A 24,173-nucleotide genomic window follows, 5' to 3' on the forward strand; every position below is an offset into this window, starting at 1 on the left:
TGAAAGGGATCAAAAGGTGTATACCTGTGGTTGAAATTCTTTCATTCAACCATTTCAGGAGCATCTCATGGACTATATTTTTTGTGTGCGTTCCATCCGCGACGGGGAGTTCATTGCAGAACCCGGCGCGAATTATTTTCTTAAAATCCCCAGCAATGTGAAGCACCCGAAACCGACCCACCAGATCAACAAGAACACCTGGATCAAGGCGGTGATGGCCGAAGCACGCCACGGTCCGCAAGATGACGCCCCAGTGGGCGATATCGTGGTCTATATTCACGGGTTCAACACGCCCATGTTCACAATGCTCGAACGTCAGCGGCTGCTGCGCAAGGGGTTGGAGAAAAACGGTTTTGAAGGAACGGTGATCAGCTTTGACTGGCCCAGCGACGATATGGCGCTGAATTATCTCGAAGACCGCACGGATGCCAAGATGACGGCCCTGCGGCTGGTGGACGAAGGGATCGCCAGTTTTGCAGCGATGCAGACGCCGGATTGCCGGATCAACCTGCATCTGGTGGCCCATTCGATGGGGTCATACGTGGTGCGGGAGGCATTTGATGATGCAGATGACCGCCCGCAGGTTGCGTCCCACAGCTGGTCGGTCAGCCAGGTGTTGTTGCTGTCCGGTGATATTTCGGCCAGTTCGATGGCAGCGGGAGCGTCGAAGTCCAGTTCGCTGTACCGCCATTGTGTGCGTCTGACGAACTACTTCAACCCGTTCGACGACGTGCTGTCGTTGTCGAATGTGAAGCGGATCGGCGTGTCACCGCGCGTGGGCCGCATCGGATTGCCCGGCCTGCGGCCCGACAAGGCGGTGAACATCAACACCGGCAATTATTTCGATGCCAACCGGGGTAAATTCGCGGGCATTCCGAACGCGGCACACACCTGGTATTTCCATGATGACCTGATGATGGAGGATATGGAGCGGACGATCCGCGGTGATACAGACCGTCACCAGATCCCGACGCGACTGCCGGGCAGTGCGGGCAATCTTGTGTTGTGGCCTGTCGGTGCACCAGTGGGCTAGGGGCGGTCTTCTTCCTTGCCCGGAACGGGATCGTATCCGTCACCGCCCCACGGGTGACAGCGCCCGATCCGTCGCGCGGCAAGCACAGCGCCTTTGAAAGCGCCGTGTTTCTCAAGCGCTTCAAGCGCGTAGGCGCTGCATGTGGGTTGATAGCGGCAATTGAACCCGACCCACGGGCTGAAAATCAGACGGTAGCCATGAACGGGCAGGGCAAAGAGGCGTGCCATAAGGGTCATGTGCGAGCGTGCAGTTTGGCAAGGGCGCGGGCGAAGTCGGCTTGCAACTGGGCGAAGGGCAGGCTGGCGGTTGCCCCCTTGCGCCCGATCAGAACGTAGTCGTGGCCGGGTTTTCCAAGCGCGGGCAAAGCCAGCCGCGCGATTTCGCGCAGGCGGCGTTTGGCGCGGTTGCGGGCCACCGCATTGCCGACTTTCTTTGAACAGGTGAACCCGACACGGATGTCAGCAGTGGCTGTTTCATCAGCGCCGTGTTTGCGCACCTGCAGGACAAAACCCGGCGTCGCGACGTGGGCGGCACGGGAGGCGCGCTGGAAATCAGCCCGCTTGGTGAGGGTTTCCAGACGCAGAAAAGCCGCCGGAGGTGTTGCCCCGACGCGGGCTGCATGGCCTGTCTGGGGCGCCTCCGGCGGCATCAATGTCTACGGCAAATGCTGGCGCTTAAGCGCTCAGCGATTTGCGGCCCTGCGCGCGGCGGGCGTTGATGATCTTGCGACCCGCTTTTGTCGCCATACGGGCACGGAACCCGTGACGGCGCTTGCGGACGAGGTTCGAGGGTTGAAAGGTGCGTTTCATCGCGTCCTGCTCCATCTATGATGCGGAGCCGGATTCGGCCCACGCTGCAATTCAGACCCGGTCTTTACGGTTCTACCTGCCTCAAGTCAAACACTTGAAAGGGGATTTTGCGCGGTTCTTGCAATAAATCTGCCATCTGACCCGACAGAATGTTTCATATCGCTGGCGCAGGGGGGCAATACGGCCTTTATTGAACACCGATGATCAAGCGCCCGTGAACGCCCTGTCGCCCTCCGCTGCAAAGCGCCATCTAGGGTGGGATAGCAAGGACTTGGATGATGGTGCAAAAAATGACGCAGATGACTGAACCCGATAGCCAGACGCAAAAGTCGCCACTGATGCGCAATCTTCCCCTGATCATAATAGGCGCAGTGGCAATTGTGGGTGCATTCACGCTGCGCGACTACATCAGCTTTGAAGCGCTGCGCGACAATCGGGAGGCGTTGTTGGCGTTCCGGGACGCCAATTTTGTACTGACAATCCTTGGCTTCATCGCGGTTTACGTGCTGATCGTGGGTTTTTCGCTGCCCGGTGCGACCATTGCAACGCTGACCGGGGGTTTCCTGTTCGGCACCGCGCTGGGCACGGTAGCCAATATCACCGCGGCCACCTTGGGGGCGACGCTGATCTTCCTTGCCGCCCGCATGGGGCTTGGCGAACGGCTCAAATCACGGATGGACGCATCCGACGGCATGGTGGCCCGGCTGAAGAAGGGTCTGGATGAAAACCAGTGGTCCATGCTGTTCTTCATCCGTCTGGTGCCAGCAGTGCCGTTTTTCGTGGCCAATTTGATACCGGCGTTTCTGGGTGTGCCGCTGTACCGTTTCGTGATTTCAACCTTCATCGGCATCATTCCGGGGGGTTTGGTCTATACCTCTGTCGGTGCAGGCTTGGGAGAGGTCTTTGCCCGCGGCGAAAGCCCCGACCTTGGCATCATCTTTGAGCCGCATATCCTGTTCCCGATCCTTGGTTTGTGCCTGTTGTCCGTGCTGCCCGTGATCGTCAAGACATTCACAGGCAAGAAGGAATTGCTGAAATGAACCGGATCAAGACGGATGTGCTGGTGATCGGTGGCGGATCTGGCGGGTTGTCGGTAGCGGCAGGCGCGGTGCAGATGGGCGCCGATGTGGTCCTTCTGGAAGGGCACAAGATGGGCGGGGATTGCCTTAATTACGGCTGTGTCCCGTCCAAGGCGCTGATCGCGACGGGCAAGGCGGCATACGGCCAGCAGCACAGCGCGCAATATGGTGTTGCCGATGGGGCGGGGGCGGTAGATTACGCCGCCGCAAAGGACCATGTGGCAAATGTCATCGCTCAGATCGCGCCCGTCGACTCCGTCGAACGGTTCGAAGGCCTTGGCGTGAAGGTCATTGAAGAATACGGGCGCTTCATCTCTGACGACGAAGTGCAGGCGGGTGATACGATCATCAAGGCGCGCCGGATCGTGATTGCGACCGGATCATCCCCGTTGGTGCCACCCATACCGGGGTTGGACAGCGTGCCCTTTGAGACCAACGAAACGCTTTTCGACCTGCGCGAACAACCCAGGCACCTTCTGATCATCGGCGGCGGTCCCATCGGCATGGAGATGGCGCAAGCGCATGTTCGCATGGGCTGCAAGGTGACGGTCATCGAAGGAGAAAAGGCGCTGGGCAAGGATGATCCCGAACTGGCGACCGTGGTGCTTACCGCGCTGCGGGACGAAGGTGTGGTGATTGAAGAAGACGCGACAGCGTCAGAAATCCGGGGCAAGGCAGGCGCGATTGAAGTCGAAGCCAAGGATGGCCGGGTCTTCAAGGGCTCGCATCTGCTGTTGGCGGTGGGCCGCAAAGCCAATACCGACAAGCTGGATCTGGAGAAGGCAGGCGTGAAGCCCGGCAAGAACGGCATCAAGGTGGATGCATCGCTGCGCACGAGCAACAAGAAGATCTATGCCATCGGTGATGTGGCCGGAGGCATGCAATTCACCCATGTGGCTGGGTATCATGCCGGTGTGATCATCCGCTCCATGCTGTTCGGTCTTCCGTCGAAGGCCAAGACATCGCATATTCCCTGGGCCACCTACACGGAACCGGAACTGGCGCAGGTCGGTCTGACCGAAGCAGAGGCAAAAAAGGCCCATGGCATCAAGCTGGAGGTCGTGCGGTTTCATTACACCCACAACGACCGCGCCATCGCGGAACGCAAGACCAAGGGCTTCATCAAGGTGATGGTCGCCAAGGGCCGCCCGGTGGGGGCCAGTATCGTCGGCTATCAGGCGGGTGAGTTGATCAACCTCTGGGCGCTTGCACTGGCCAACAACATGAAAATGAGCCAGATTGCCGCCATGGTCGCCCCCTATCCGACGATTGGCGAGATCAACAAACGCGCAGCGGGCGCGTATTTCAGCCCGCGCCTGTTTGAAAGTGACATGGTCAAGCGTGTGGTCGGCTTTGTGCAGCGGTATATTCCGTGAGCCGGGTAGGGGGCATGCGGGGCTTAAGGTAACACGACGATGTTCAACTCCCTTTCGGGCCGATTGGTGATCCTGACCATCATCTTCGTGATGCTGGCGGAAGTGCTGATCTTTGTGCCGTCCATTGCGCGGTTCCGGGAGGATTACATGCTCAACCGGTTGGAGCGCGCGCAGATTGCTTCGCTCGCGCTGCTGGCGGATGATATGATCGACGCGGAACTGGAAGAGGAATTGCTGCTGAACGCAGAGGTCTTCAACGTGGTGCTGCGGCGTGATGAGGTGCGGCAATTGATGTTGTCGTCGCCGATGCCCCGGTCCATCGCTGCAACTTATGACATGCGTGACGCAACGGCCCTGTCGCTGATCGGTGACGCGACAAGGCGGCTGTTGCGGACGGAGAACGAAGTCATCCGCGTGATCGGCGCCCCTGTGCGGGACGCGGGCCTGTTGATCGAGATCACGATGGAAACGGAACCGATGCGCATGGCGATGCTGGATTACGGTGTGCGCATCCTGATCCTGTCAGCGGTCATCTCCGTCGTGACGGCGAGCCTGCTTTTCGTCGCAATGCGGGCCTTGCTGCTCAAACCGATCAAGCGGGTTGTGGGTCATATGCAGCGCTATGCACAGGCACCCGAGGATGCGCGGCGGATCATCGAACCTTCTGCCGGGGTCACCGAATTGCGCGAAGCCGAAGTGGCCCTGCGCACCATGCAGACCGATCTGACGCAGGCGCTGAAGCAGAAGGAACGGCTGGCGCAGCTTGGCTCTGCCGTCAGCAAGATCAGCCATGACCTGCGCAATATTCTGACATCGGCGCAGTTGTTCACGGACCGCATCGAGATGTCCGAAGACCCCACGGTCAAGCGCATGGCACCCAAGCTGGTGGGGTCGATCACCCGCGCCGTGCACCTGTGTGAAAGCACGCTCGCCTTCGGCAAGGCGGAAGAACCGGGGCCGACCCTGACGATGGTCGCGCTGGCCGAACTGGTGGAAGACGCGCTTGCGGGGGAGCGGCTGGCCAGTGCGGGCCATGACATCAGCTTTGCCGTGGATGTGCCAGCGGGCCTGATGGTGCGCGCCGATCCCGAGCAGATGTACCGCGTGCTTTCCAATCTGGTACGCAATGCGCGCCAGGCGCTGAGCACTGCGGGCACCGGCGGAGAAATTGGCGTGCGCGCCCTGGATACCGACCGCGCCTGGGAGATCGAGGTCAGCGACACCGGGCCTGGCCTGCCCGGCAAGGCGCAGGCGCATCTGTTTACCCCGTTTCAGGGGGGCGCGCGCAAGGGGGGGTCCGGTCTTGGCCTGGCCATCGCTGCGGAACTGGTGAAGGGCCATGGTGGCCAGTTGCAGCTTCTGCGGACGGATGAAACCGGCACCGTTTTCCGCATCACGCTGCCCAAGGGCGACGGCACGCTGTAGCCTTTCGTAGCGAATGCCGACTGCATCTGAAAGGGGCTTGCAAACCCAGCAAAGGGCCACTAAACCGCCGGGCAGTGGACCGATAGCTCAGCTGGATAGAGTACCTGACTACGAATCAGGGGGTCGGGGGTTCGAATCCTCCTCGGTCCGCCACTTCACCGTTAAAAATGATGCGACGCCATTTGGGTTGAGCCGGCTCAGGTTGAAGAACACTTGCCGGAATGGGCCAGTATCGGCCCTCGGATCGGTGGTGGGTTCCGCTTGCGTTCATTGCTTTTAAGAATGCGACGACAGCGATTGGAATTGCGCTTTTGCTGGAATACCCATTTTGCGGTATTCTGAGGCGGTAGTCTCCGGAATGGCTGATCGCCTCGCGCTTCTTGGCTAAAATGTTTCCCTTGGGTTAACTTAAGGCGTAGGCTGGTAGCCGTAGACCGGGGATTTACTACAAAAAAATTTGAAAATCAGGGGGGGGATCCATGCATAAGGTATCCATTGTCGGCGCTGGCATTGCCGGGCTCACTGCGGCGCTGCGGCTGCTTGAACGCAATTACCACGTCACACTTTATGAACAGGACGATTTTATCGGTGGCATGCTGCGATCCCATAAGGAGCATGACCATGGGGACAACCCGCGCGAGCATAGCTACCACATGTTGTGCAACTGGTATTTCAACTTCTGGTCCGTGGCAAAGGATCTGGGGATCGAGCGGAATTTTACCCCGCGCGAGGCGTTCAAATTCCTTTATGAGGGGCACGTTCAGGACATGCCGGAAATGGTCAATCCGGGCGGCATTCAGGATTTCTATCGCAATCTGACGGGCGGCGCGGCCCCGGTGGAAGAGCTTTTTCTGTTCATGTATTCCATGGTCGATCTGCTTTCGATCCCTGACAGCGAAGATGACGAACTAGACAAGATCTCCTTCAACGGGTGGCTGCGCAGCAGACCCTATTGCACGGAAACGGTTGCCAAACTGCATGAAAAGATCTGGCAGACGGTTTGGGCGATCGACAGTTGGCAAGCGTCTGCGCGCAGCTACAAGACCTTTCTGAAATACGGCAATCGTGTTCCCGTCCCACAGCTTTGGTTGTTCAAAGGATCAAAGAAGGACACCCTGCTTGATCCGTTCCTGAAGAAGCTGCACAGCCATGGAGAGCGGTTCGAACTGAAATATCTGCACCGGTTGCAGGCCATCCATCCCGACAGCAGCGGCAAGAAGATCGGACAGCTTGTTTTTGATGAGGTGTCGGCGTCGCCCTCCATCAACCCCCAATGGAAGGTCAAGAAGAAGGGCATCAAGGTCGATGTGGCAGAAGAGGATGTGATCATCAGCATTTCCCCCGGAGGGTTCACGCCGTTGGTCACGGGTGATCTTTACAATGTCGATCCCGCATTGGGGCAAGTCCGGTACCTTGAAGCAGAACCAATGGCGTCGGTCGAATTGTACCTCAACCGCAAACTCCCCGATATTCCGCCTGATGTTGTCGTCTTCATGAACACTGATTACGAAATGACGTTCCTGGACTATTCCCAGACCTGGGGACTGGAGAAGACATTCCTTTATGTCACGGTTTCAGACTTCAAATCGCTTCTTTCGGCGGAGCCGGAAAAGCGTGATCCCGATGGCAATCTGATACTTGACCTTCAGCACCCGAAGACGGCGATTGACTATATCCTGCGCGAAATCAACAAGAACATCGATATTTCAGTGGCCGATATCGATCTTTATCAGACGTCGATCGAAACCAATACGGGCGAGGAATTATTCGCCAACCTTACGGGATCATGGGCACATCGGCCTGAGGTGAAGACCGCGTTTTCCAACATGTTCCTTGCCGGCACATACGTGAGGAATTTTGCGGATGTGGCCACGGTTGAAGGGGCCTGCGCCACGGGACTGATTGCGGCGGAAGGGGTGCGTGAGAATGCCAGCCGCAGGCCGGAACGTGGCGCGCCTGGCGAAAAGATCGAGGTCATCACGCCGGACGCCTACCCGTCGGAGCTGTTTCAAGCGCTCAAGGTTGCCTGGGCGCCTTACGCGGGCAGTGCAAAACTCTGGTCTGCCGCTGACAAGGCATTTGGGGTCAACCGGATCTGGCCGCCGAAGAATTTCAAGCTGCCGAAGTTGAAGTTCACCCCCAGCCCGGATGATCTTGGATCATTCTTCACTGACTTCCTGCCGCGCAGCAAGTGGAACCAGAAGACGATGGGTCTGGGACCGATGTTCTGGAATTACACGCCTGATGGCAAACCACGCAAAGGCTTCTGACGCCAAGGAGCACTGATGGTACAGACGACAATCGATACCCTGCTGCGCGACCTTGGCCTGTCGCAATACGCCGATATGTTCGAAGAGAATGGCATCGATATGGAGGTGTTGGGCGAACTGACCGCCGGTCACCTGAAGGAAATCGGCGTTACGGTGTTGGGTCACCGGCTCAAGATCATGAAGGCGATTGCCAGCCTGGCGGACGCGCCGGACAAGCCCAAGCCGAGTGATGCGCTGAGCAATGTTTCCACGGCTGAGCGCCGTCACCTGACGATCATGTTCTGCGACCTCGTCGGCTCCACCGCGATTTCCGCGCGGATTGATCCGGAAGATTATCGCGATCTCATGACATTGTATCAAGAGACAGTTTCGCAGGTTGTCACGCAGGCCGGTGGACATGTGGCGAAGTATCTGGGCGATGGCGTTCTGATCTATTTCGGCTATCCCATCGCGCAGGAAGATGCCGCCGAACGGGCGTGCCGGGCGGGGTTCGATATCGTGCAGGCTGTCGCCGCGCTTGATCCGGTGGATGGTAATCAGCTGGAAGTGAGGCTTGGCATTGCGACCGGGATCGTGGTGGTGGGTGATCTTTATGGAGACGGGGTCGAGGAGTTTTCGGCCGTTGCGGGCGAAACGCCGAATTTGGCCGCCCGGTTGCAGACGCTTGCGGCCCCCGGCCAGATCGTCGTGGGCAACAACACCCACGCGCTCCTGAAGAACCTATTTGTGTGCGAGGCTTTGGACAACGTCAGTCTGAAGGGGTTTGAACCCGGTCAGCGCGCCTGGCGCGTCATCTCTGAATCGCAATCGCAGGAGCGCTTTTATCGCGGGGCGGGGCAAAAAGCGCTCAGCCCGTTGGTGGGACGTGCAGAGGAATGCGAACGGTTGCTGGCGGCATGGGACGCCGCCAAGGCGGGGAACGGGCGTGTCTTCATGGTGTCTGGCGAAGCGGGCATCGGAAAAAGCAGGCTTGCGCACGAAGTGTTGCGTCAGGCCGAAACGGATGGGGCGTTGATCCTCAACTATCAGGCTGCGCCCTATTTCACCAATACGGCGTTCTATCCGGTCCGAAGGCAGATCGAGACCGTTTTGCAGTTTTCCGACGGCGACAGTCCCGATGACAAGCTGGACAAGATTGAACGGCTGATCTGGAACGACGATGAGACGGCGCCAGACGCAAGCGCCTTGATGGGCGCCTTCCTGAACTTGCCCACCGATCGTTATCCCCCGCTCAACCTTTCGCCTGCCTTGCAGAAAACACGCACGGTCGACATGATCTTTGACCAGATCGTCAGACGCTCCCGCAAGCGGCCTGTTGTTCTGCACTTCGAGGATCTGCATTGGATTGATCCGTCGTCGCTGGACTTGCTTGGCAGTTTCATCGACAAGCTTACCGCACACCCGATCCTGCTGTTGGCGACCTTCCGCCCCGAATTCAGCCACGACTGGGTCGGGGAGCATATTGACGTATGCACCCTCAAACGGCTTGAACCCAGCGAGATCGAGGCGCTGCTGGACACGCTGACGGATGGGGAAAGCTTTACCAAGGAGCAGCGGACGGCCTTGCTGGAACGCTGTGATGGTGTGCCGCTTTTTGCCGAAGAGCTGACCCGTACCGTTCTGGAGGCCGAGGATCCGGAGATTGTTCCGGAGAGCCTGCAGGACAGTCTTATGGCGCGGCTGGACAAGATCGGGGAGAGCCGTGAACTGGCGCAGATTGGCGCGGCCATCGGGCGTGAATTTGACGTGGACCTGCTGGCGCAGGTCAGTGGCAAATCGGTGTCGGAAATCACTGACGCGCTGGATGCGCTTGTCAATACGGACCTAGTGCTGCCCTCGCGTGATCAAAAAAGCTGGACCTTCCGGCACGCACTTTTGCAGGAAGCCGCGTATCGGTCGATGTTGCGCCGACGGCGTCAGGACCTGCATGGCCAGATTGCGCAATCGCTCGAAACAGTTTTTCCCGAACGCTGTAAAGCGGGGCCGGAACAGGTGGCCAACCATTTCGTGGCGGCAGGTCAAGGGGGTCGGTCTGTTCAATATTGGCTGACCGCCGGTCGGACCGCATGGCAGCGGGCATCCATGAAGGAAGCCTTGGCGCATTTGGGGCGCGGTCTGGAATACGTGAAGGAGATCGCAGATCCGGCGGACCGCGCGAAACAGGAACTACAACTCCAGTCCACCGTAGGCGTCGTGCATTTTGCCGCCACCAGCTATGCTTCAGCGCAATCGCAAGCGGCGTTTGAACGGGCGCGGGAACTTTTCGTTGATGTGGACGATGTCGATCTGCGTATTGCGGTTTTGTATGGAATTGGTGCTTACGAGACGATGAAGGGGGATGTGGGCCGCGGTCACGCAACGTTTGGCACCCTTGCCGAAGAAGTCGCCCGCAGCAGCAATGCCCGATACGAGGTCTACTCCGAAAGCATGCAGGCCTGGTCGCATTTCAATTGCGGCCATTATGGAAATGCCGTGTGGCATGGTGAGCGTGTGCTGGAGCTTTATGACCAAGGTGTCTGGGATCAGCCCGGTCCACGTCTGTCGGCGGCGGACCCCAGGGTGATTTCCGAATGCTTTCGCGCCGCAGCCTTGTGGTCCCTGGGTCGCCCCGATCAGGCGGTGAAGGTCGGTGAGGATGTCTTGGCCTATGCCCGGTCGTTGCCGGACAAATATTCACTTGTCTATGCGCTTTCCAACGGGGTCATCCGGGTGCATGACTGGACCGGCAACTGGCAAGCCGTGATGGACCTTACTGCGGAATGCACGGCAGTTGCCGGAGAGTACGGTTACGGCTTTCTTGGCCTTTGGGCGTCGATCTGGCGCGCACGTGCCATGGCGCAGCAGGGCAGGGTTGAAGAGGCTGAAAAAATGACCGCGGGTGCGATTGCAGCCTGCAAAAAGGCCGGGGTTTTCTATCACGGTGTCTGTTTCGAAGCCAATCATGCCCGGATCCTGATGATGATGGACCGGGTTGAGGAAGCCGCAACGCTTGTTGGCACGCTTGACAACGCATTGGAAACGAGCGGGGAGCATAGTCACGCCGCCGAATTGGCGCTTGTGAAAGCCGAAGTCGCACTGGCCCAGAAAAGGCCGGATGTTGCCGCCGAACACTACCGCACTGCGCAGACATGGGCGGTCGATCAGGAAGCCTTGTCCTGGCAATTGCGCGCTGCATTGGGTCTTGCCCCGCTAATGGATGACGATGCGGCCGGTCGCGCATTGATCGCACCGCTGATCGGGCAGATTGGTGAAGGGACCGACACCCGTGATCTGGTGGCAGCCAAGGCGATGCTGAACGCGGACCCGATCAGCGAACGGACCCCAAGGCGCGCGTCCGCTCGACAAGAATGATCAGTTTTTCAGGGTTCTTTGCGAACCTCTTGGCCTCTGCAATCGCGCTATCAGCGATGCGGTCAAGTTCGTCTTCCGCTTCGGGCAATGCGGCGCGGAAAGCTTCGGCCAGTGCATCATAGTTTTCCGGGTTCGGGTCGCGAAACATCTCGGCCACATCAGGGTCACGTACGGCAATCGCTGCCGGCAAGGTCAGGATGCCGTCGCGAATGTCTTCTTCGCCCCCTCCTCCCAATGCTTCGGTGCCGCGCACGTCGGAGACATCATCGCACGCGTGATAGAGCGTACCCAACAGCCCGCCAAACTGGCGCAGTCCTTCGCTGCGATCACCCAGACAGGCCGCAACTTCGAACATGGACCCGGTGTCTTCCTGTGCCAACCGGCGCCAGTCTTCCACGCCGCGTGGCAGTTTCCGGCTGTTCCATTGCAGGACTTCCGCGACGCCCAACCGGGTCAATAGTTCGGAAAGAAGCGCCACGACATGCTTGTCATGCGCAGCCATCCGGTATCCTTCCGCCACCATGAACCCAGACGTCATCAGCGCGGTAAGCTGGCCAAAAGCCGTGTGCATCGTCGGTTTGCCGCGCCGTTCATCCGAGTGGTCGAGGATATCATCGATGACCAGCGTCATGTTGTGAAACAACTCCAGCGCCACGGCAGCATGAAGCGTATCCTGGGTGACTTTATCTTCGGCGACTGCGGTCTGGCAGGCAAAGATTGTCAATGGCCGGAAGTATTTCGATCCGGCGAGGAACTGTTCACCCAACTGTGGCTGCATCTCTTCCGGTGTGGAGTTGACCCATTCGCCGATTGCCGTGCGCAGAGCCTCTGTCTCCGCTTCGAACCCAAGCTCGGGAATGATCCAGTCCGTGCGGCCACCTTCGTTGTTCATTCTTTGCGCTTTGCATAGCGTTGCGGGGCGTCACGGTCGCTCACCTTGGTATCAAGCGTTTCGCGCAGGTCCGTTTCGATCTTCATCAGGTCGCGTTGCAGCAGCTTGGCTTCACTCAGCGACATATCCGAAATCTCACGCAGGGCGGCACGGGCCTTGTCGAGCACGATCAGCCGCCGGGCTTCGACGGAAGCTTCCGACCCGTCGGACTGCAAAGCATCCATTGCGTCGCTGCCCTGAACGCTGACGATTGTCGCAATCTGCGTCCAATAGCGCAGCGCCGAGGTCAGCCAGCGCACCTGAGCCTGAGCAAGGACATACATCACATCCGACGCGAAACCGGCGTTGTTTTCCTCGTAGTCTCGGAGGGAGGACAAAACATTGGATATCGCGGACAGATAAATAGCAGCGAGATCTTCGGTTGATTCCGGGTCGCCGAAATCGTTTTGCGGTGCGCTTTTGTCTTTCTTCATCGCCACGCCTTTGTCAGTTATTTACGTCGAGTTTACACACCTGACCGGTTCCTAGCCAGCGTTCAAAGCCGTTATTGGCATCAAAATAGCGATAATGCTCCGGATTCACTGCGAACAGATGATATTGATATCGCTGGGTTTTGACCTGCAGCGGCGATGTTGGGCGTTTCGGCGGACACGCGTTCAGAGTGCGAAGATATCCAGCGCCTCGGTAAACCCTTTGAGTTCAACGGAAGGGATCGGTTTGCAGCGGGACCCGTCGTGCAGGTCTTGCCGGGTTCTTTGATCCAGAAGAATATCTTCTCTCGCGATCTTGGTATGGGTTTCAAGTCGGGCCGCAAGGTTCACGGTTTTGCCAATGCAGGTGTAGGTGGCCCGTGCGTCCGTGCCGGCATATCCCGCCACGACCTCACCGGTTGCAATTCCGAAGCCTACTTTGAGCTGCGTTTCGTTTGTTGCGGCGCGTTCTTCGTTCAGGACATCGATCATGCCCAGCATCTCCTCGGCTGCGGAGACCGCGGATTGGCTCGAGTTCTCAAGCGGTTGCGGTGCACCGAAGAGAGCCATCAACCCATCCCCGACCATCAGGCTGACAATGCCGCCATGGCTGGTGACGGCTTCGAACATCAGCGTGTAGAATGTGTTCAAAAGCTCAATCGTGGCTTCGGGTGACATGTGTTCCGAAAGCCCGGTGAAATCCCGGATGTCGCAGAACAGCACAGTTGCCGTGATGCGCCGCCCGCCAATGGCGAAACCGGATTCCTGCAGATCGCGGGCAACCTCATCCGTCGCGAACCGTTTCAGGAGCCTTTTTTGTTCATCATACAGGCGCTTCTTTTCCAGGCTTGAACTGACACGGGCGTTCAATAGTGTCTTGTTGACCGGCTTCGGGATGTAGTCGTCCGCACCCAATTCGATACAGCGTACGATGTTGTCCAGTCCCTCGACGGAGGATGTCACGATGACCGGAAGGTCGCGCAAATTGGCATCGCCCTTGAGGGCCTCAAGCACTTCAAACCCGTCCATCTGAGGCATTTCGATATCCAGCAGCAGCATGTCGAAGGTCTCTTCCTGCAGCATCTGCATCGCGACCTTGCCGTTTTCGGCAACCGACGCGCGGTGGCCCAGCAGTTCAACACTACGCGACATCAACAGTCGGTTGACTTTGTTGTCGTCCACAATCAGGAGATGGCCCCTGGTGTCAGTCATCTGTCACGGACCTGAGCGCAACCGCGGTTTGATCGAACGTTGATTCAAGACGGTCCACGGCTGTTGTGCTGTCGGACAGTTCGCCCAACTCAATGTCGCGGGCTTGATCGGCCAGCGCGTTTGCGCCAAAGACCTGCGCATTTGACTTGATCGAATGGGCCGCCCGGCGATAGGCATCTGCGTCCTGACGGGCGACGGCATCCTTCAGCTCAGAGAACATGTTTGGCGCGTCATTCAGGAATGTCACAATGAGCTCATTTGCGAAATCCGCGCCCATCGCGTCGGAGAGGTCGGCAACCACGCTGTGGTCGATCAGATCGTCTGTCATGTTTTTTCCTTGGGTCGCGGCGGCGTATCAAGCAATGCCTCAATCAAACGGTCCACCCGAATGGGTTTGGCAATATAGTCGTCCATGCCAGCCGCGAGGCACATTTCGCGATCCCCCTGCATGGCATTGGCGGTCATGGCGATGATCTTGGGACGGTCTTTGCGCCCGTGGTCTGCGTTGATCCGGCGCGATGCTTCCAACCCGTCCATCTCCGGCATCTGCACATCCATCAGCACCACATCGTAGGTCTGGCGGGCAACGCTCTCGACGGCCTCAACCCCGTTACTGGCCAGATCGGCGCGATAGCCCATCTGTTCCAGCAGCCTGATCGCCAGCTTCTGGTTCACCTGATTGTCTTCGGCAAGGAGAATGCGAAGGGGGTGGCGTTTGCCCATTTCCGGATCGGTCTGGGGTTTGCCCGTTGGTTTGGCCGGTTCCTTGCGGATCGCATCAGGCGCAAAAAGGGTCACCAGCGTGTCGAACAGCTGTGATTGGCGCAAGGGTTTGGCAAGAAAGGCGGCAAACAGATCCTTCTCCGCTTCGATATCCCGTAATCCGAGCGAACTGAACAGGATCATCGGAAGGTCCGGGCGCATCTTTCGAAGGGCCTTGGCAAGCGCAAGTCCGTCCATTTCCGGCATGTGCATGTCGAGAATGGCCAGATCAAATTCGGCCTTTCCCCTTACAGCTTTGACGGCATCGGAAGGTTTGGAATACGCGGTTGTCTGCGTGCCCCATTTCTGGGTCTGAAGTGTCAGGATTTTCAGGTTTGTGCTGTTGTCATCCACAACCATCAGGCGTTTGCCCAGCAGTTCGGATTGTTCTCCGATCAGGCTGCGCGCCTTTGATTTCGGCAGTTTTGCGGCCTTCGCCTGAATGGTGAAATGGAAGGTGGATCCCTTGCCCGCGCCGCCACTTGTCGCCCACATGGTGCCGCCCATGAGTTCAGCCAACCGCTTGGAGATCGCAAGACCCAACCCGGTGCCGCCATATTTCCGGGTGGTGGAACTGTCGGCCTGGCTGAATGACTGGAACAGACGGCTTTTGCCTTCTTTTGTTAATCCGATCCCGGTATCCCTGACGGTAAACTCCAGCAAGGAATTCCCGGTATCACCCTTCGGGGATGTCACGGAAAGAACGACTTCGCCCTCGTCTGTGAATTTCACTGCGTTGGACAGCAGGTTCAGCAGGATTTGCCGCATCCGCGTCAAGTCGGCACTGATCGCTGGCGGGACGTCATCGTCGATGAGATAAGCCACATCCAGTTGTTTTTCTGCGGCCCGGCCCGCCACAAGATCAAGCGCTGATTCAACGCAGTCACGCAGATCGAAGGGATGGTCTTCGATATCCATCTGCCCCGCTTCGATTTTGGAGAAATCGAGGATCTCGTTGATGATCCCCAAAAGCGCATCGCCGCTATCGCGGATGGTGCGGGCATAGTCTTCCTGCTCATCATCGAGGGGGGTGTCCATCAACAGCCCGGTCATGCCGATGACGGCATTCATCGGTGTGCGGATTTCGTGGCTCATGGTGGCAAGGAATGCGCTTTTGGCTTCGTTTGCCTTTTCGGCGGCGGCGCGGGCGTCCTCGGCTGCCTTGAACAGGCGTACGTTCTCAATGGCGATGACGGCCTGATCGGCAAAGGACTCCGCCATGGCGATTTCATCTTGCGTAAAGGCTTGGGTTTCCTTGCGCAGGAAGGTGAAGGCGCCCAGACATTCGTCCCCTCGCATCATCGGCACCAACAAGGACGCGCAATATCCATGTTTCTCATGCAGGCCCTTGGTATGCACCGGCAAGTCCACAGCGGTCCAGTCGGGCACGTGCATCGCCTTTTTACTGTGCAACATGCGGCCCATTAAGTTCAACTGCGGATCAATCTGATGGCGGGTCTCCAAGATTTCTTCCTGCAGACCGGCTTGTGTGGCCACGGCGACTTGCCACCATTCAGATTCATTGCTGCGCGTGGCAGACGCGACATCGCAGGCGACCAGATTTGTCGCAGCAGTCACAATCGCCTCGAACACTGGGGTGGTGTCATTGGGCGACTGGCTGATCACCCGAAGAATATCTGCGCTGGCAGTCTGACGTGCCAAAGCAGTCTGCGTTTCCTTAAAGAGCCGGACGTTTTCAATGGCGATGACAGCCTGATCGCAGAAGGAATGCGCCAGTTCGATCTCCTCTGTGGAAAACGCCCGCGGTTTGCTTTTTCGCGAGAATGACAGAACGCCGACGCATTCGTTGTCCCGCATCAGCGGCAGGAACAGGATGGTTCTGATATCATACCGCTCCAACACCTCGACATCCTGTGGTCCCACGCCACCTTCCGCCACATCTTCCACGTGCACCATGGATTTCGATACAATGGCCTTTGAGGGTAAGTTCTGGGTGGGGTCGATTTTGACAGGATCGCTGCGGAGCGAGTCAAGCCGCCCCTCGGGGGTGTACCCGGCAATTGGAGAGAAATAATCACCGTCACGCACCAGGACTGACACACCGTCACAGTCCAACAGCCGAATACCCGCTTCGGCAATTGCATAAAACACCGGTCGGGCATCATGCTGCGCGCCACTGATCACCCGCAGGATGTCTGCGCTGGCGGTCTGGCGCACCAGCGCGGTCTGGGTTTCGTTGAACAGGCGCACGTTTTCGATGGCGATCACCGCCTGATCCGCAAAGGATTCCGCCATCGCGATCTCGTCTTCCGAAAATGCGTGTTGCTTCTTGCGGATAAACGCCAGCCCGCCGATGCAGGTGTCACCGCGCAACAGCGGCAACATGAAGGAGGACCGGAAGCCCAACTTTCTGTAGATTTCCTGATCACGCGGTGGCAGATTCACAGCGCTCCAATCCGGTGTGTGCATGATTTGCTTGCTGACAAAGATCTGGGATGGAAAGTCATAGTCCGGGTCGATGGCATTGCTGTTGCCACTGACAGCAGTGTCTGCCCCATCTGAACGCGCAACCGCGGCCTCCCAGTACGTGTTGTCGTCTTTTCCGAAAACCACAGCCTCGTCACAAGACACAAGGGACAAAGCCAGGCGGACGATCTCGTTGAATACCGGTGTCGTGTCTGTTGGTGATTTGCTGATCACGCGCAGGACATCGGCGCTGGCGGTCTGGCGGGCGAGGGCGGTCTGGGTCGCGTTGAACAGCCGCGCGTTCTGGATCGCGATAACCGCCTGATCGGCGAAACTTTCAAGCAGGGCGATGTCATCGGCGCTGAACGGTTTGGTCTCACGCTTATACAGCGCGAGGTTGCCGATCCCCAACCCCTTGTGGATCAGGGGTATCGCAAGGAAGGTCCGGATGCCTTCCTTGTCGACCGCCATGCGCCTGACTTCATGTCCGTGCCGGTAGGACTCGGTGTCCTTCAGATCGTGGATATGGACCGGTACGCCATTCAGGATGCTGTCAGCATTGGACAGACCCGGTGTCATTTCCCATCTTGTCTCACCCACCTTGAGCACATCCAGCTTGTCACCGTAATGCGCCACCAGATCGGCATAGGTGCGTTCCTCATTCACGATATTGAGGCTGGCCATCGGTGCATCGCACAACTCCGCCGCCCGACTTAGGATCGCATCAAAGACTGGGGCAAGATCGGATTGCGTTTCGCTGATGACGCGCAGGATGTCGGCGCTGGCGGTCTGGCGGACCAGCGCGGTCTGCGTTTCGTCGAACAGCTGTGCGTTCTGGATCGAGATCACCGCCTGATCGGCAAAACTCTGCAGCAGGTCCATTTCCTTTTGCGAGAACGGAGACCAGCCCTGCGCCCCGAATGGGCGTGCAACCACCAGACCGCCCACTTCCTGCCCCTTCCGAACCATTGGAGCGACCAAGAATGAGAAGTTCGCCCCGGCGCGTTTTGCGATATCAACGATTGGCTCTGGAACCCCGGGCCCGTTCAGCACGTCCGGGTAGTGCATGACACGTCCTTTCGTCAGCGCGTCGTAGATCGTCGTTTCAGTTACATGGCGCGTCGTATGATCCGCTACTTTTTGTGCGGTTTCCCCCAAGACGGCCGCAACATGTGTCATGGATTGGGAATCAACCGTTACAACCGCAAGCTCCGCACTCGGGATCAGGCGCTGGCAGCTTTCGAGAATTTTGTCGAACACTGGTTGGGTGCTTTCGACGGAGTTTGAAATGACTTCAAGCACTTCTGACGTCGCCGTCTGCCGCTCCAGCGCCTCCTCAACCTCTGCGGTGCGTTCCTGCGTCTCCCGCAGCAACCGGGCGTTTTCGATGGCGATGCTGGCTTGGTTTGCAAAGCTCTGCACCATTTCAATGTTGGCAGGCAGCGGTTTCTCCGTGCCGGGCCAGCCGATCACAATCGCGCCCCAGACCGTACCATCCGCCTTGATAGGCACGCCCATCACACGGCGATAGCCTGCTGCCCTGGCCAGCTCCGGCTTGAAATACCCTTCAGCCTGCGCATCCTCCAGATGCACCACCTTTCCGCTGTCGACCACCAGAGGCGCCATGTGGCCTTCTGATTTCACAAGCGGATAGTCTTCCAGCAGCGAAGCAACCGTTTCGGGGGGGAAACCGTACTGCGCACAGAAGTGGAAATAGGTGCCATCGAACCGCTCCAGCACACAGAAGTGAGCCGCGCACAGTTCCGCCGATTTCTGCACCACCAGATCGAACATCGGTTGCAGGTCCGAGGTCGCCTCGTTGATGACCTGCAGGATCTCCGCGCTAGCCTGTTCGCGCACCAGTGCTTCCTCCACCTCGGCGGTGCGCTGCTGCACTTCCTCAAACAGCCTGGCGTTCTTGATGGCGATTACGGCCTGTGCGGCGAAGGTTTCCAGTAATCGAATTTGCTTTTCGGAGTAGGCATCTGCCTGTTCATCAGCCAGCGCAATGACGCCGACGCAGATGCCGTCCTTGATAAGCGGCACCGCAAGCGTGCTGAGGAAGCCTCCCTTTTCGGCGGCTTCCTTCCACTCGTAGCTCTCATCCGTCTGGGTATTTCTGATGTAGACAGTTTCACACAGCAACGCCGCGCGCCCTGTGCTGGAGCCATGCACCGGACGCACGGGGTTGCTGTGCAGAAATGCCTTGAAGTCCTCATCCACACCATAGGTGTTGGCCACGTGATACAACCCGTCCGCCTCATCCAGCAGGGCGGCGTATCCATATTGTGGGGTGCACAGGCGCGCTGCCACACTCAGGATCGCCTCCAACACCGGATCCAGCTCATTCGGGGAGCGAGAGATCACGCCCAACACTTCAGACGTCGCCGTCTGATACTCCAGCGCCTCTTGGGTTTCGATGAACAACTGCGTGTTGCGCAGGGCAATGATCGCCTGATCGCAGAAAGACTTCGCAAGCGCGATATCCCGCTCAGTGAAAGCGGTTCTCGTGGTTGCGACGAGCGCGAGTGAGCCCAGGCACTCCCCGCCCTGAAGAAGGGGGATGTAAATCGCCCCCGTTGCACCGATCTGTTTGCCGCGCTCTCTCTCGAAGGGGGGCAGATCGTAGTTCACCCAGTCGATGATCTGCTGCACTTCGCGCGTTGCCATTGCGCGCGACGGGAAGTTCATGTCCGGAGCCAGAGGCTGCAGAGGTATCCCTTCCGGGGTAAAGCGCGTGGCCAGCTTGCGCGCCCCTTCCTGAACTTTTTCAGTGATCAACGTGCCGCCCCGCGCCGCACCTGCCGCTGGCCAATAGTGGTCTGCGTCCAGAAGATGAAAGACCGCCATGTCACAGTCGATCATCTGGGCCGCACTGCTGACGATCGTGTCGATCACCGGTTGCACGTCCGTCGGGGACTGGCTGATGGCGCGCAGAATGTCGGAGGTGATCGTCTGCCGCTCAAGCGCTTCTTCGACCTCCGCCGTGCGCTGCTGCACTTCTTCGAACAGGCGGGTGTTGCTGATGGCGATCACGGCCTGTGCGGCGAAGGTTTCCAATAGTTCGATCTTCTTGCGTGAGAACGCATCTGTGTCCGCATGCCCAAGGGTAATCACCCCGACGACAAGACCGTTCCTGATCAGGGGCGTGCCGAGGGCAGAGCGGAAATGGCCCTTTCGAGCGGCGTCCTTCCATTCGAAATGGGGGTCATTCGCCGTGTCGGGAATATAGACGGTTTCACCCAGCAACGCAGCGCGTCCGGTGCAACTGGACTGCTCAGGCGGAAAAGCGACATCACGCAGGAATGCCTCAAATTCGGGATCCATGCTGCGGGTAGATGCGATCTTGTACGTGCCATCCTCAGGGTCCAGCAGCGCAGCATAAGCCGTCCGTGGTGAACAGATTTGCGTGGCTACTTCAAGGATTACGTCGAGCACAGGTTGCAGCTCATTAGGTGATCGCGAGATGACGTCCAGCACCTCGGATGTCGCGGTCTGGTACTCCAGCGCCTCCTGCGTTTCATGGATCAGACGGGCGTTCTTGATGGCGATGCCTGCCTGATCGGCGAAGGTTTCGACCAGCCGCAGGCTTTCCTTGCTGGGGGTCGTCCCCGCGTCCCAAGAAAGGTTGATCGTTCCCCAGATGCCGTCACTGGTGCGGATGGGCACGCCCACACCGACGCCCGCGCCCGTCTGCCGTGTCAGTTGGTGATCGTGATAGTCGGCCTGCTGAACATCATCCCAGATCACTGTATCGCCGGTTTCCATCACCGCCCCGGTAATGGTGCCTATCCTGTAATCGATAGGATCGAGGATGTGCGCGCTTTCAAGCATTTCCTGCGTAAAGCCATAGCTGGCGCGGTGCAGCGACATGTTGTTTTCGCAGCGCTGCAAAAGGCAGAACTGCGCACCGCTGAGTTCGGCTGAGCGTTTGGCGATCAGGTCGAAAATCGGCTGTAGATCGGTGTTCGATTCGTTGATGATCTGCAGGATGTCCGACGTCGCCGTCTGGCGTTCCAGCGCCTGCTGCGTTGCCGTGAACTGCCGGGTGTTTTCAATTGCGATGACAGCGTGCTGGGCAAAGCTGTCAATCAGGTTGATATCCGCAGTGGAGAACGGACGCACCTCGCGACGGCTGAGCAGGATGGCACCAATCGCCTTGCCATTCTGCCGCATGGGCACGCAAATGCGCGAGCGTATGCCCTCGACGTCGACCATCTCGACCGCCGTCGGATCGCCCTGGCGGTAGAGATCTGTATCCTTGTAGTCGTCGATCCTGACGATCTCGTTGTTGCGCACGGCGGTAAAGGCCGTCAGCCCGGAGTCCATGGGCCATTCCATGCCGGGCTTGAGGTTGGATCTTTCGTGACCCCAGTTCGCCATCAGCCGCCCGTGGGTGCCGGAGGGCGTCACCATCATCAAGGCCGCCTGATCCGCGTCGCATACCTGCGCGGCCTGCTGCAACACGGTGTCAAAAACGATGGCGTCGTCGTCGCGGCTCTGGCTGATGACCGACAGGATTTCCCCGGTCGCGGCCTCGCGTTCCACCTGGGCCCGCAACGCGCGAAACTGGCGCACGTTTTCAATGCCGATGACCGCCTGCGCGGCAAAGGTTTCGACCAGCGCGATTTCGTCGGGGGAGAACGGTTTGGGTTCCTTGCGGCTGAGGGTGATGTTGCCGAAAGCCACACCGTTCTTCATCAGGGGCACGTTGAGATGCGTGCGTACGCCTTCCACGTCCACCAGCGCGACGCGTCCGGGATGGCCCGCCCGGTACAGATCGGTATCCTTCATATCCTCGATCTGCAGAACGCGCCCCTCGTTGACGGCAATGCACATGCCCAGGGGTTCGCTCAGATCAAAGGTGAAGCCGACCGGGAACGATCCGTGGTCGTCCCCCTTGGAATCCATCATCAGCAAATGCGTCCGGGCGTCATTGACCAGTTGCAAGCCGCTGCCCTGCGCGTTGCACAACCGTTCGGCCCGGTCAAGAATGGCGCGGAAGACCGGGGTTTCATTGTCGGGGCTCTGACTGATGACTGACAGGATTTCTTTGGTCGCCGCCTCCCGCTCCAGACGAGTCTGGACTTCGCGGAATTGCCTGGCATTTTCGATGGCAATAACGGCCTGTTCGGCAAAGGTCTGTACGAGCCCGATCTCATCATCATTGAAAGGAAGAACGATCTTCCGGAACAGAAGGATACACCCGATGCCGACGCCATCCTTGCGCAGTGGCACAGCCAGCATCGTGCGCATTTCTTCGTCGTCAGCGGCAGCCCTGGTCATCGGATCGCCGTGCCTGTAGCGGTCAGAGTCGCGAATGTCTGCTACATGAGACGTCTCGCCCGTGCGGACAACCTTGACATGTTGATAGTCGCTGTCCATTGGCCAGACCCATTCGACAGATGGCACCTTGCGGGCGTCAGCGCCGTAGGTCGCAACCTCGCGCAGGTGATGACCGTCCGGGTCAACGAGGTCGAGGTCGGCAAATTGCGCGTTACAAAGGCGAGCTGAATTTTTGAGGATTGCGTCAAAGACGGGGGTTTCGTCGTCGCGGCTTTTGCTAATGACAGACAGGACATCCTTGGTCGCCGCCTCCCGCTCCAGCCGGGTCTGCGCTTCCCGGAACTGTCGGGCGTTTTCGATGGCAATCACCGCCTGCGCGGCAAATGTCCGAACGAGCGCGATTTCCCTGTCGCTGAAGGGATCGACGTTCTGGCGGAACAGGGTGATCAGGCCAATCGCCTTCGACTGCTCGATCAGCGGCACGAAAATCACACTGCGGATATCACTGTCATCGACCATGGAACGGACAACGGGACTTCCCGCGCGATAGAGATCGCTCTCCCTCATGTCGGGCCAGGCGATCAATTCGCATTCCACGACGCATTTGGCTGCGTAAGAAAGGGTCGGATCGACCTTCATCTGGCCGTTCTCATACATGCTCACGGCCTGTGTCGGAATGCCATCATGGGCCGCGAGCGTCTGGCAATCGTCTTCGGCGGTCGCGAGGATCAGACCTGCGATGGGGGCATTGCAGAGTGCTTTTGCGTTTTTCAGAATGGCTGCAAAGATCGGCGCTTCGTCATCGCGCGATGTGCTGATGACCTGCATGATTTCCGACATCGCCGCAAGCTGCGCCTGAAGGTCGGCCTGGGTAAGCCGCGCCTCTTCGGAATTTCCGGTTCCAGTGGGGGATGAAAGGTCTTGCCTACGTTCCAAGTTCTAAGAAACACCTTGTCGACTGTTTGCATCTCACCTGACAAGGTTAACGGCAAATTACGCGTTAGAATACAATAATCAGGGCGTGACAGTCGTCACGCTTTGCGAGGGTCGGCTCAGTCGCGGGCCTGTATCCAATCCCTGGCTTGTATTGACTTGCTTGCGGGTGAGGGGGCGGACGCAGCCGATACCCTATTCCGCCATCAGAAGTTCGGCGATGGATTTCGCCTCTCTCGCAGATGTGGCTGAATGGGACATCGCGGCAATGACAATCGCGCCCTCCTTCAGAACCAGTAATTTCCGGGCGACCGCATGTGGATCTTCAATCCCGGCCTGCGACGCCAACATCTCGAAATGATCCACCAGCAAACGCTTGTGGGCATAGGCTTGGGCGTTGATTGCGTCGTCGTGTTCCTGAAATTCGGCGCTTGCCTTGATGAACATGCAACCTTTGAAGCCGTCTTCGAGGAACCATTCCTCCAAGGCATCGAACATCAACAGCAGCTGTTCTTTCGGCGTATCGGCCAGGTCTTCCATCCGGCGAAACAGCCAGTTTCGAAAATTCTCGTCCCGCAAGCGCAGAACCGCGAGGATCAGTTCCTCCTTGGTGCGGAAGTGATTGTAGATCGAGGTTTTTGATACGCCCGTTTCTTTCGCTACGAGGTCCATCCCGGTGGCGTGAAAACCGTTTCGGTAGAACAACACCAGCGCTTTTCGAATCAACTCAGCGCGCTTGTTTTGGCTCATTTCATGTACTCACATTGACTGATCTGTAAAATAATATGCTAGTCGTCCTTGTCAAGAATATCTTGCAATTTGAGTGCTCTAATTCGAAAAATCCAATT

The 24,173-nt window shown here is 58.3% G+C and carries 15 protein-coding genes and 1 tRNA gene; 7 read left to right on the forward strand and 9 right to left on the reverse strand.

Annotated elements, in window-relative coordinates:
* Window positions 1–67: 67 nt before the first annotated feature.
* The gene (locus tag AB4X18_RS12280; RefSeq protein WP_370400348.1) at window positions 68–1,033 is read left to right on the forward strand and encodes an alpha/beta hydrolase; all 966 of its coding nucleotides are present in this window, start codon (window positions 68–70) and stop codon (window positions 1,031–1,033) included.
* Here AB4X18_RS12280 and yidD read toward each other — a convergent pair.
* Genes yidD through rpmH form a run of 3 tightly spaced genes read right to left on the reverse strand, consistent with a single transcriptional unit; the run spans window position 1,030 to window position 1,842 of the window.
* Window positions 1,030–1,269 (reverse strand): membrane protein insertion efficiency factor YidD, encoded by a 240-nt coding sequence (gene yidD, locus AB4X18_RS12285; RefSeq protein ID WP_370400349.1) that lies wholly within the window; start codon window positions 1,267–1,269, stop codon window positions 1,030–1,032. The genes AB4X18_RS12280 and yidD overlap by 4 nt on opposite strands.
* A complete protein-coding gene (gene rnpA, locus AB4X18_RS12290) occupies window positions 1,266–1,682 on the reverse strand; it encodes a ribonuclease P protein component (RefSeq protein ID WP_370400350.1) in 417 nt (138 codons plus the stop codon). The genes yidD and rnpA overlap by 4 nt, the downstream gene beginning before the upstream one ends.
* A gap of 25 nt (window positions 1,683–1,707) precedes the next feature.
* Window positions 1,708–1,842 carry a 50S ribosomal protein L34 gene (gene rpmH / locus AB4X18_RS12295; RefSeq protein WP_007118882.1) on the reverse strand — a complete coding sequence of 45 codons (135 nt, stop codon included), beginning with the start codon at window positions 1,840–1,842 and terminating at the stop codon, window positions 1,708–1,710.
* 290 nt (window positions 1,843–2,132) lie between these two features.
* Here rpmH and AB4X18_RS12300 point away from each other — a divergent pair, with 290 nt between their 5' ends.
* The 6 genes from AB4X18_RS12300 to AB4X18_RS12325 all read left to right on the forward strand — a co-directional run bounded on the left by AB4X18_RS12300 (window position 2,133) and on the right by AB4X18_RS12325 (window position 11,343).
* Window positions 2,133–2,882, forward strand: coding sequence for a TVP38/TMEM64 family protein (locus tag AB4X18_RS12300; RefSeq protein WP_370400351.1), 750 nt, complete (start codon window positions 2,133–2,135; stop codon window positions 2,880–2,882).
* The gene (locus AB4X18_RS12305; RefSeq protein ID WP_370400352.1) at window positions 2,879–4,297 is read left to right on the forward strand and encodes a dihydrolipoyl dehydrogenase family protein; all 1,419 of its coding nucleotides are present in this window, start codon (window positions 2,879–2,881) and stop codon (window positions 4,295–4,297) included. The genes AB4X18_RS12300 and AB4X18_RS12305 overlap by 4 nt, the downstream gene beginning before the upstream one ends.
* Window positions 4,298–4,336: 39 nt before the next feature.
* Window positions 4,337–5,722, forward strand: a complete 1,386-nt coding sequence (locus AB4X18_RS12310) for a sensor histidine kinase (protein WP_432816645.1) — start codon at window positions 4,337–4,339, stop codon at window positions 5,720–5,722.
* A 76-nt stretch (window positions 5,723–5,798) separates the two neighbouring features.
* Window positions 5,799–5,875, forward strand: a tRNA-Arg gene (locus tag AB4X18_RS12315).
* 326 nt (window positions 5,876–6,201) lie between these two features.
* Window positions 6,202–7,992: an FAD-dependent oxidoreductase gene (locus AB4X18_RS12320; RefSeq protein ID WP_370400353.1), complete on the forward strand. Its 1,791-nt coding sequence runs from the start codon at window positions 6,202–6,204 to the stop codon at window positions 7,990–7,992.
* 15 nt (window positions 7,993–8,007) lie between these two features.
* Window positions 8,008–11,343, forward strand: coding sequence for an AAA family ATPase (locus AB4X18_RS12325; RefSeq protein WP_370400354.1), 3,336 nt, complete (start codon window positions 8,008–8,010; stop codon window positions 11,341–11,343).
* Here AB4X18_RS12325 and AB4X18_RS12330 read toward each other — a convergent pair.
* The 6 genes from AB4X18_RS12330 to AB4X18_RS12355 form a co-directional block, all read right to left on the reverse strand.
* The gene (locus tag AB4X18_RS12330; RefSeq protein ID WP_370400355.1) at window positions 11,300–12,235 is read right to left on the reverse strand and encodes a polyprenyl synthetase family protein; all 936 of its coding nucleotides are present in this window, start codon (window positions 12,233–12,235) and stop codon (window positions 11,300–11,302) included. The genes AB4X18_RS12325 and AB4X18_RS12330 overlap by 44 nt on opposite strands.
* Window positions 12,232–12,708, reverse strand: a complete 477-nt coding sequence (locus AB4X18_RS12335) for a hypothetical protein (protein ID WP_370400356.1) — start codon at window positions 12,706–12,708, stop codon at window positions 12,232–12,234. Before AB4X18_RS12335 ends, AB4X18_RS12330 begins: the two co-directional genes overlap by 4 nt.
* A gap of 183 nt (window positions 12,709–12,891) precedes the next feature.
* Complete coding sequence (locus AB4X18_RS12340) at window positions 12,892–13,917, reverse strand: adenylate/guanylate cyclase domain-containing protein (RefSeq protein WP_432816646.1); 1,026 nt, start codon at window positions 13,915–13,917, stop codon at window positions 12,892–12,894.
* Window positions 13,910–14,245 carry an Hpt domain-containing protein gene (locus tag AB4X18_RS12345; RefSeq protein WP_370400359.1) on the reverse strand — a complete coding sequence of 112 codons (336 nt, stop codon included), beginning with the start codon at window positions 14,243–14,245 and terminating at the stop codon, window positions 13,910–13,912. The genes AB4X18_RS12340 and AB4X18_RS12345 overlap by 8 nt, the downstream gene beginning before the upstream one ends.
* The gene (locus AB4X18_RS12350) at window positions 14,242–23,328 is read right to left on the reverse strand and encodes a GAF domain-containing protein (protein WP_432816647.1); all 9,087 of its coding nucleotides are present in this window, start codon (window positions 23,326–23,328) and stop codon (window positions 14,242–14,244) included. Before AB4X18_RS12350 ends, AB4X18_RS12345 begins: the two co-directional genes overlap by 4 nt.
* A 192-nt stretch (window positions 23,329–23,520) precedes the next feature.
* Window positions 23,521–24,075, reverse strand: coding sequence for a TetR/AcrR family transcriptional regulator (locus AB4X18_RS12355; RefSeq protein WP_370400362.1), 555 nt, complete (start codon window positions 24,073–24,075; stop codon window positions 23,521–23,523).
* Between the last annotated feature and the right edge of the window lie 98 nt (window positions 24,076–24,173).

Origin of the sequence: Sulfitobacter rhodophyticola (genome assembly GCF_041281685.2) — a bacterium.
Taxonomy (GTDB): domain Bacteria; phylum Pseudomonadota; class Alphaproteobacteria; order Rhodobacterales; family Rhodobacteraceae; genus Sulfitobacter.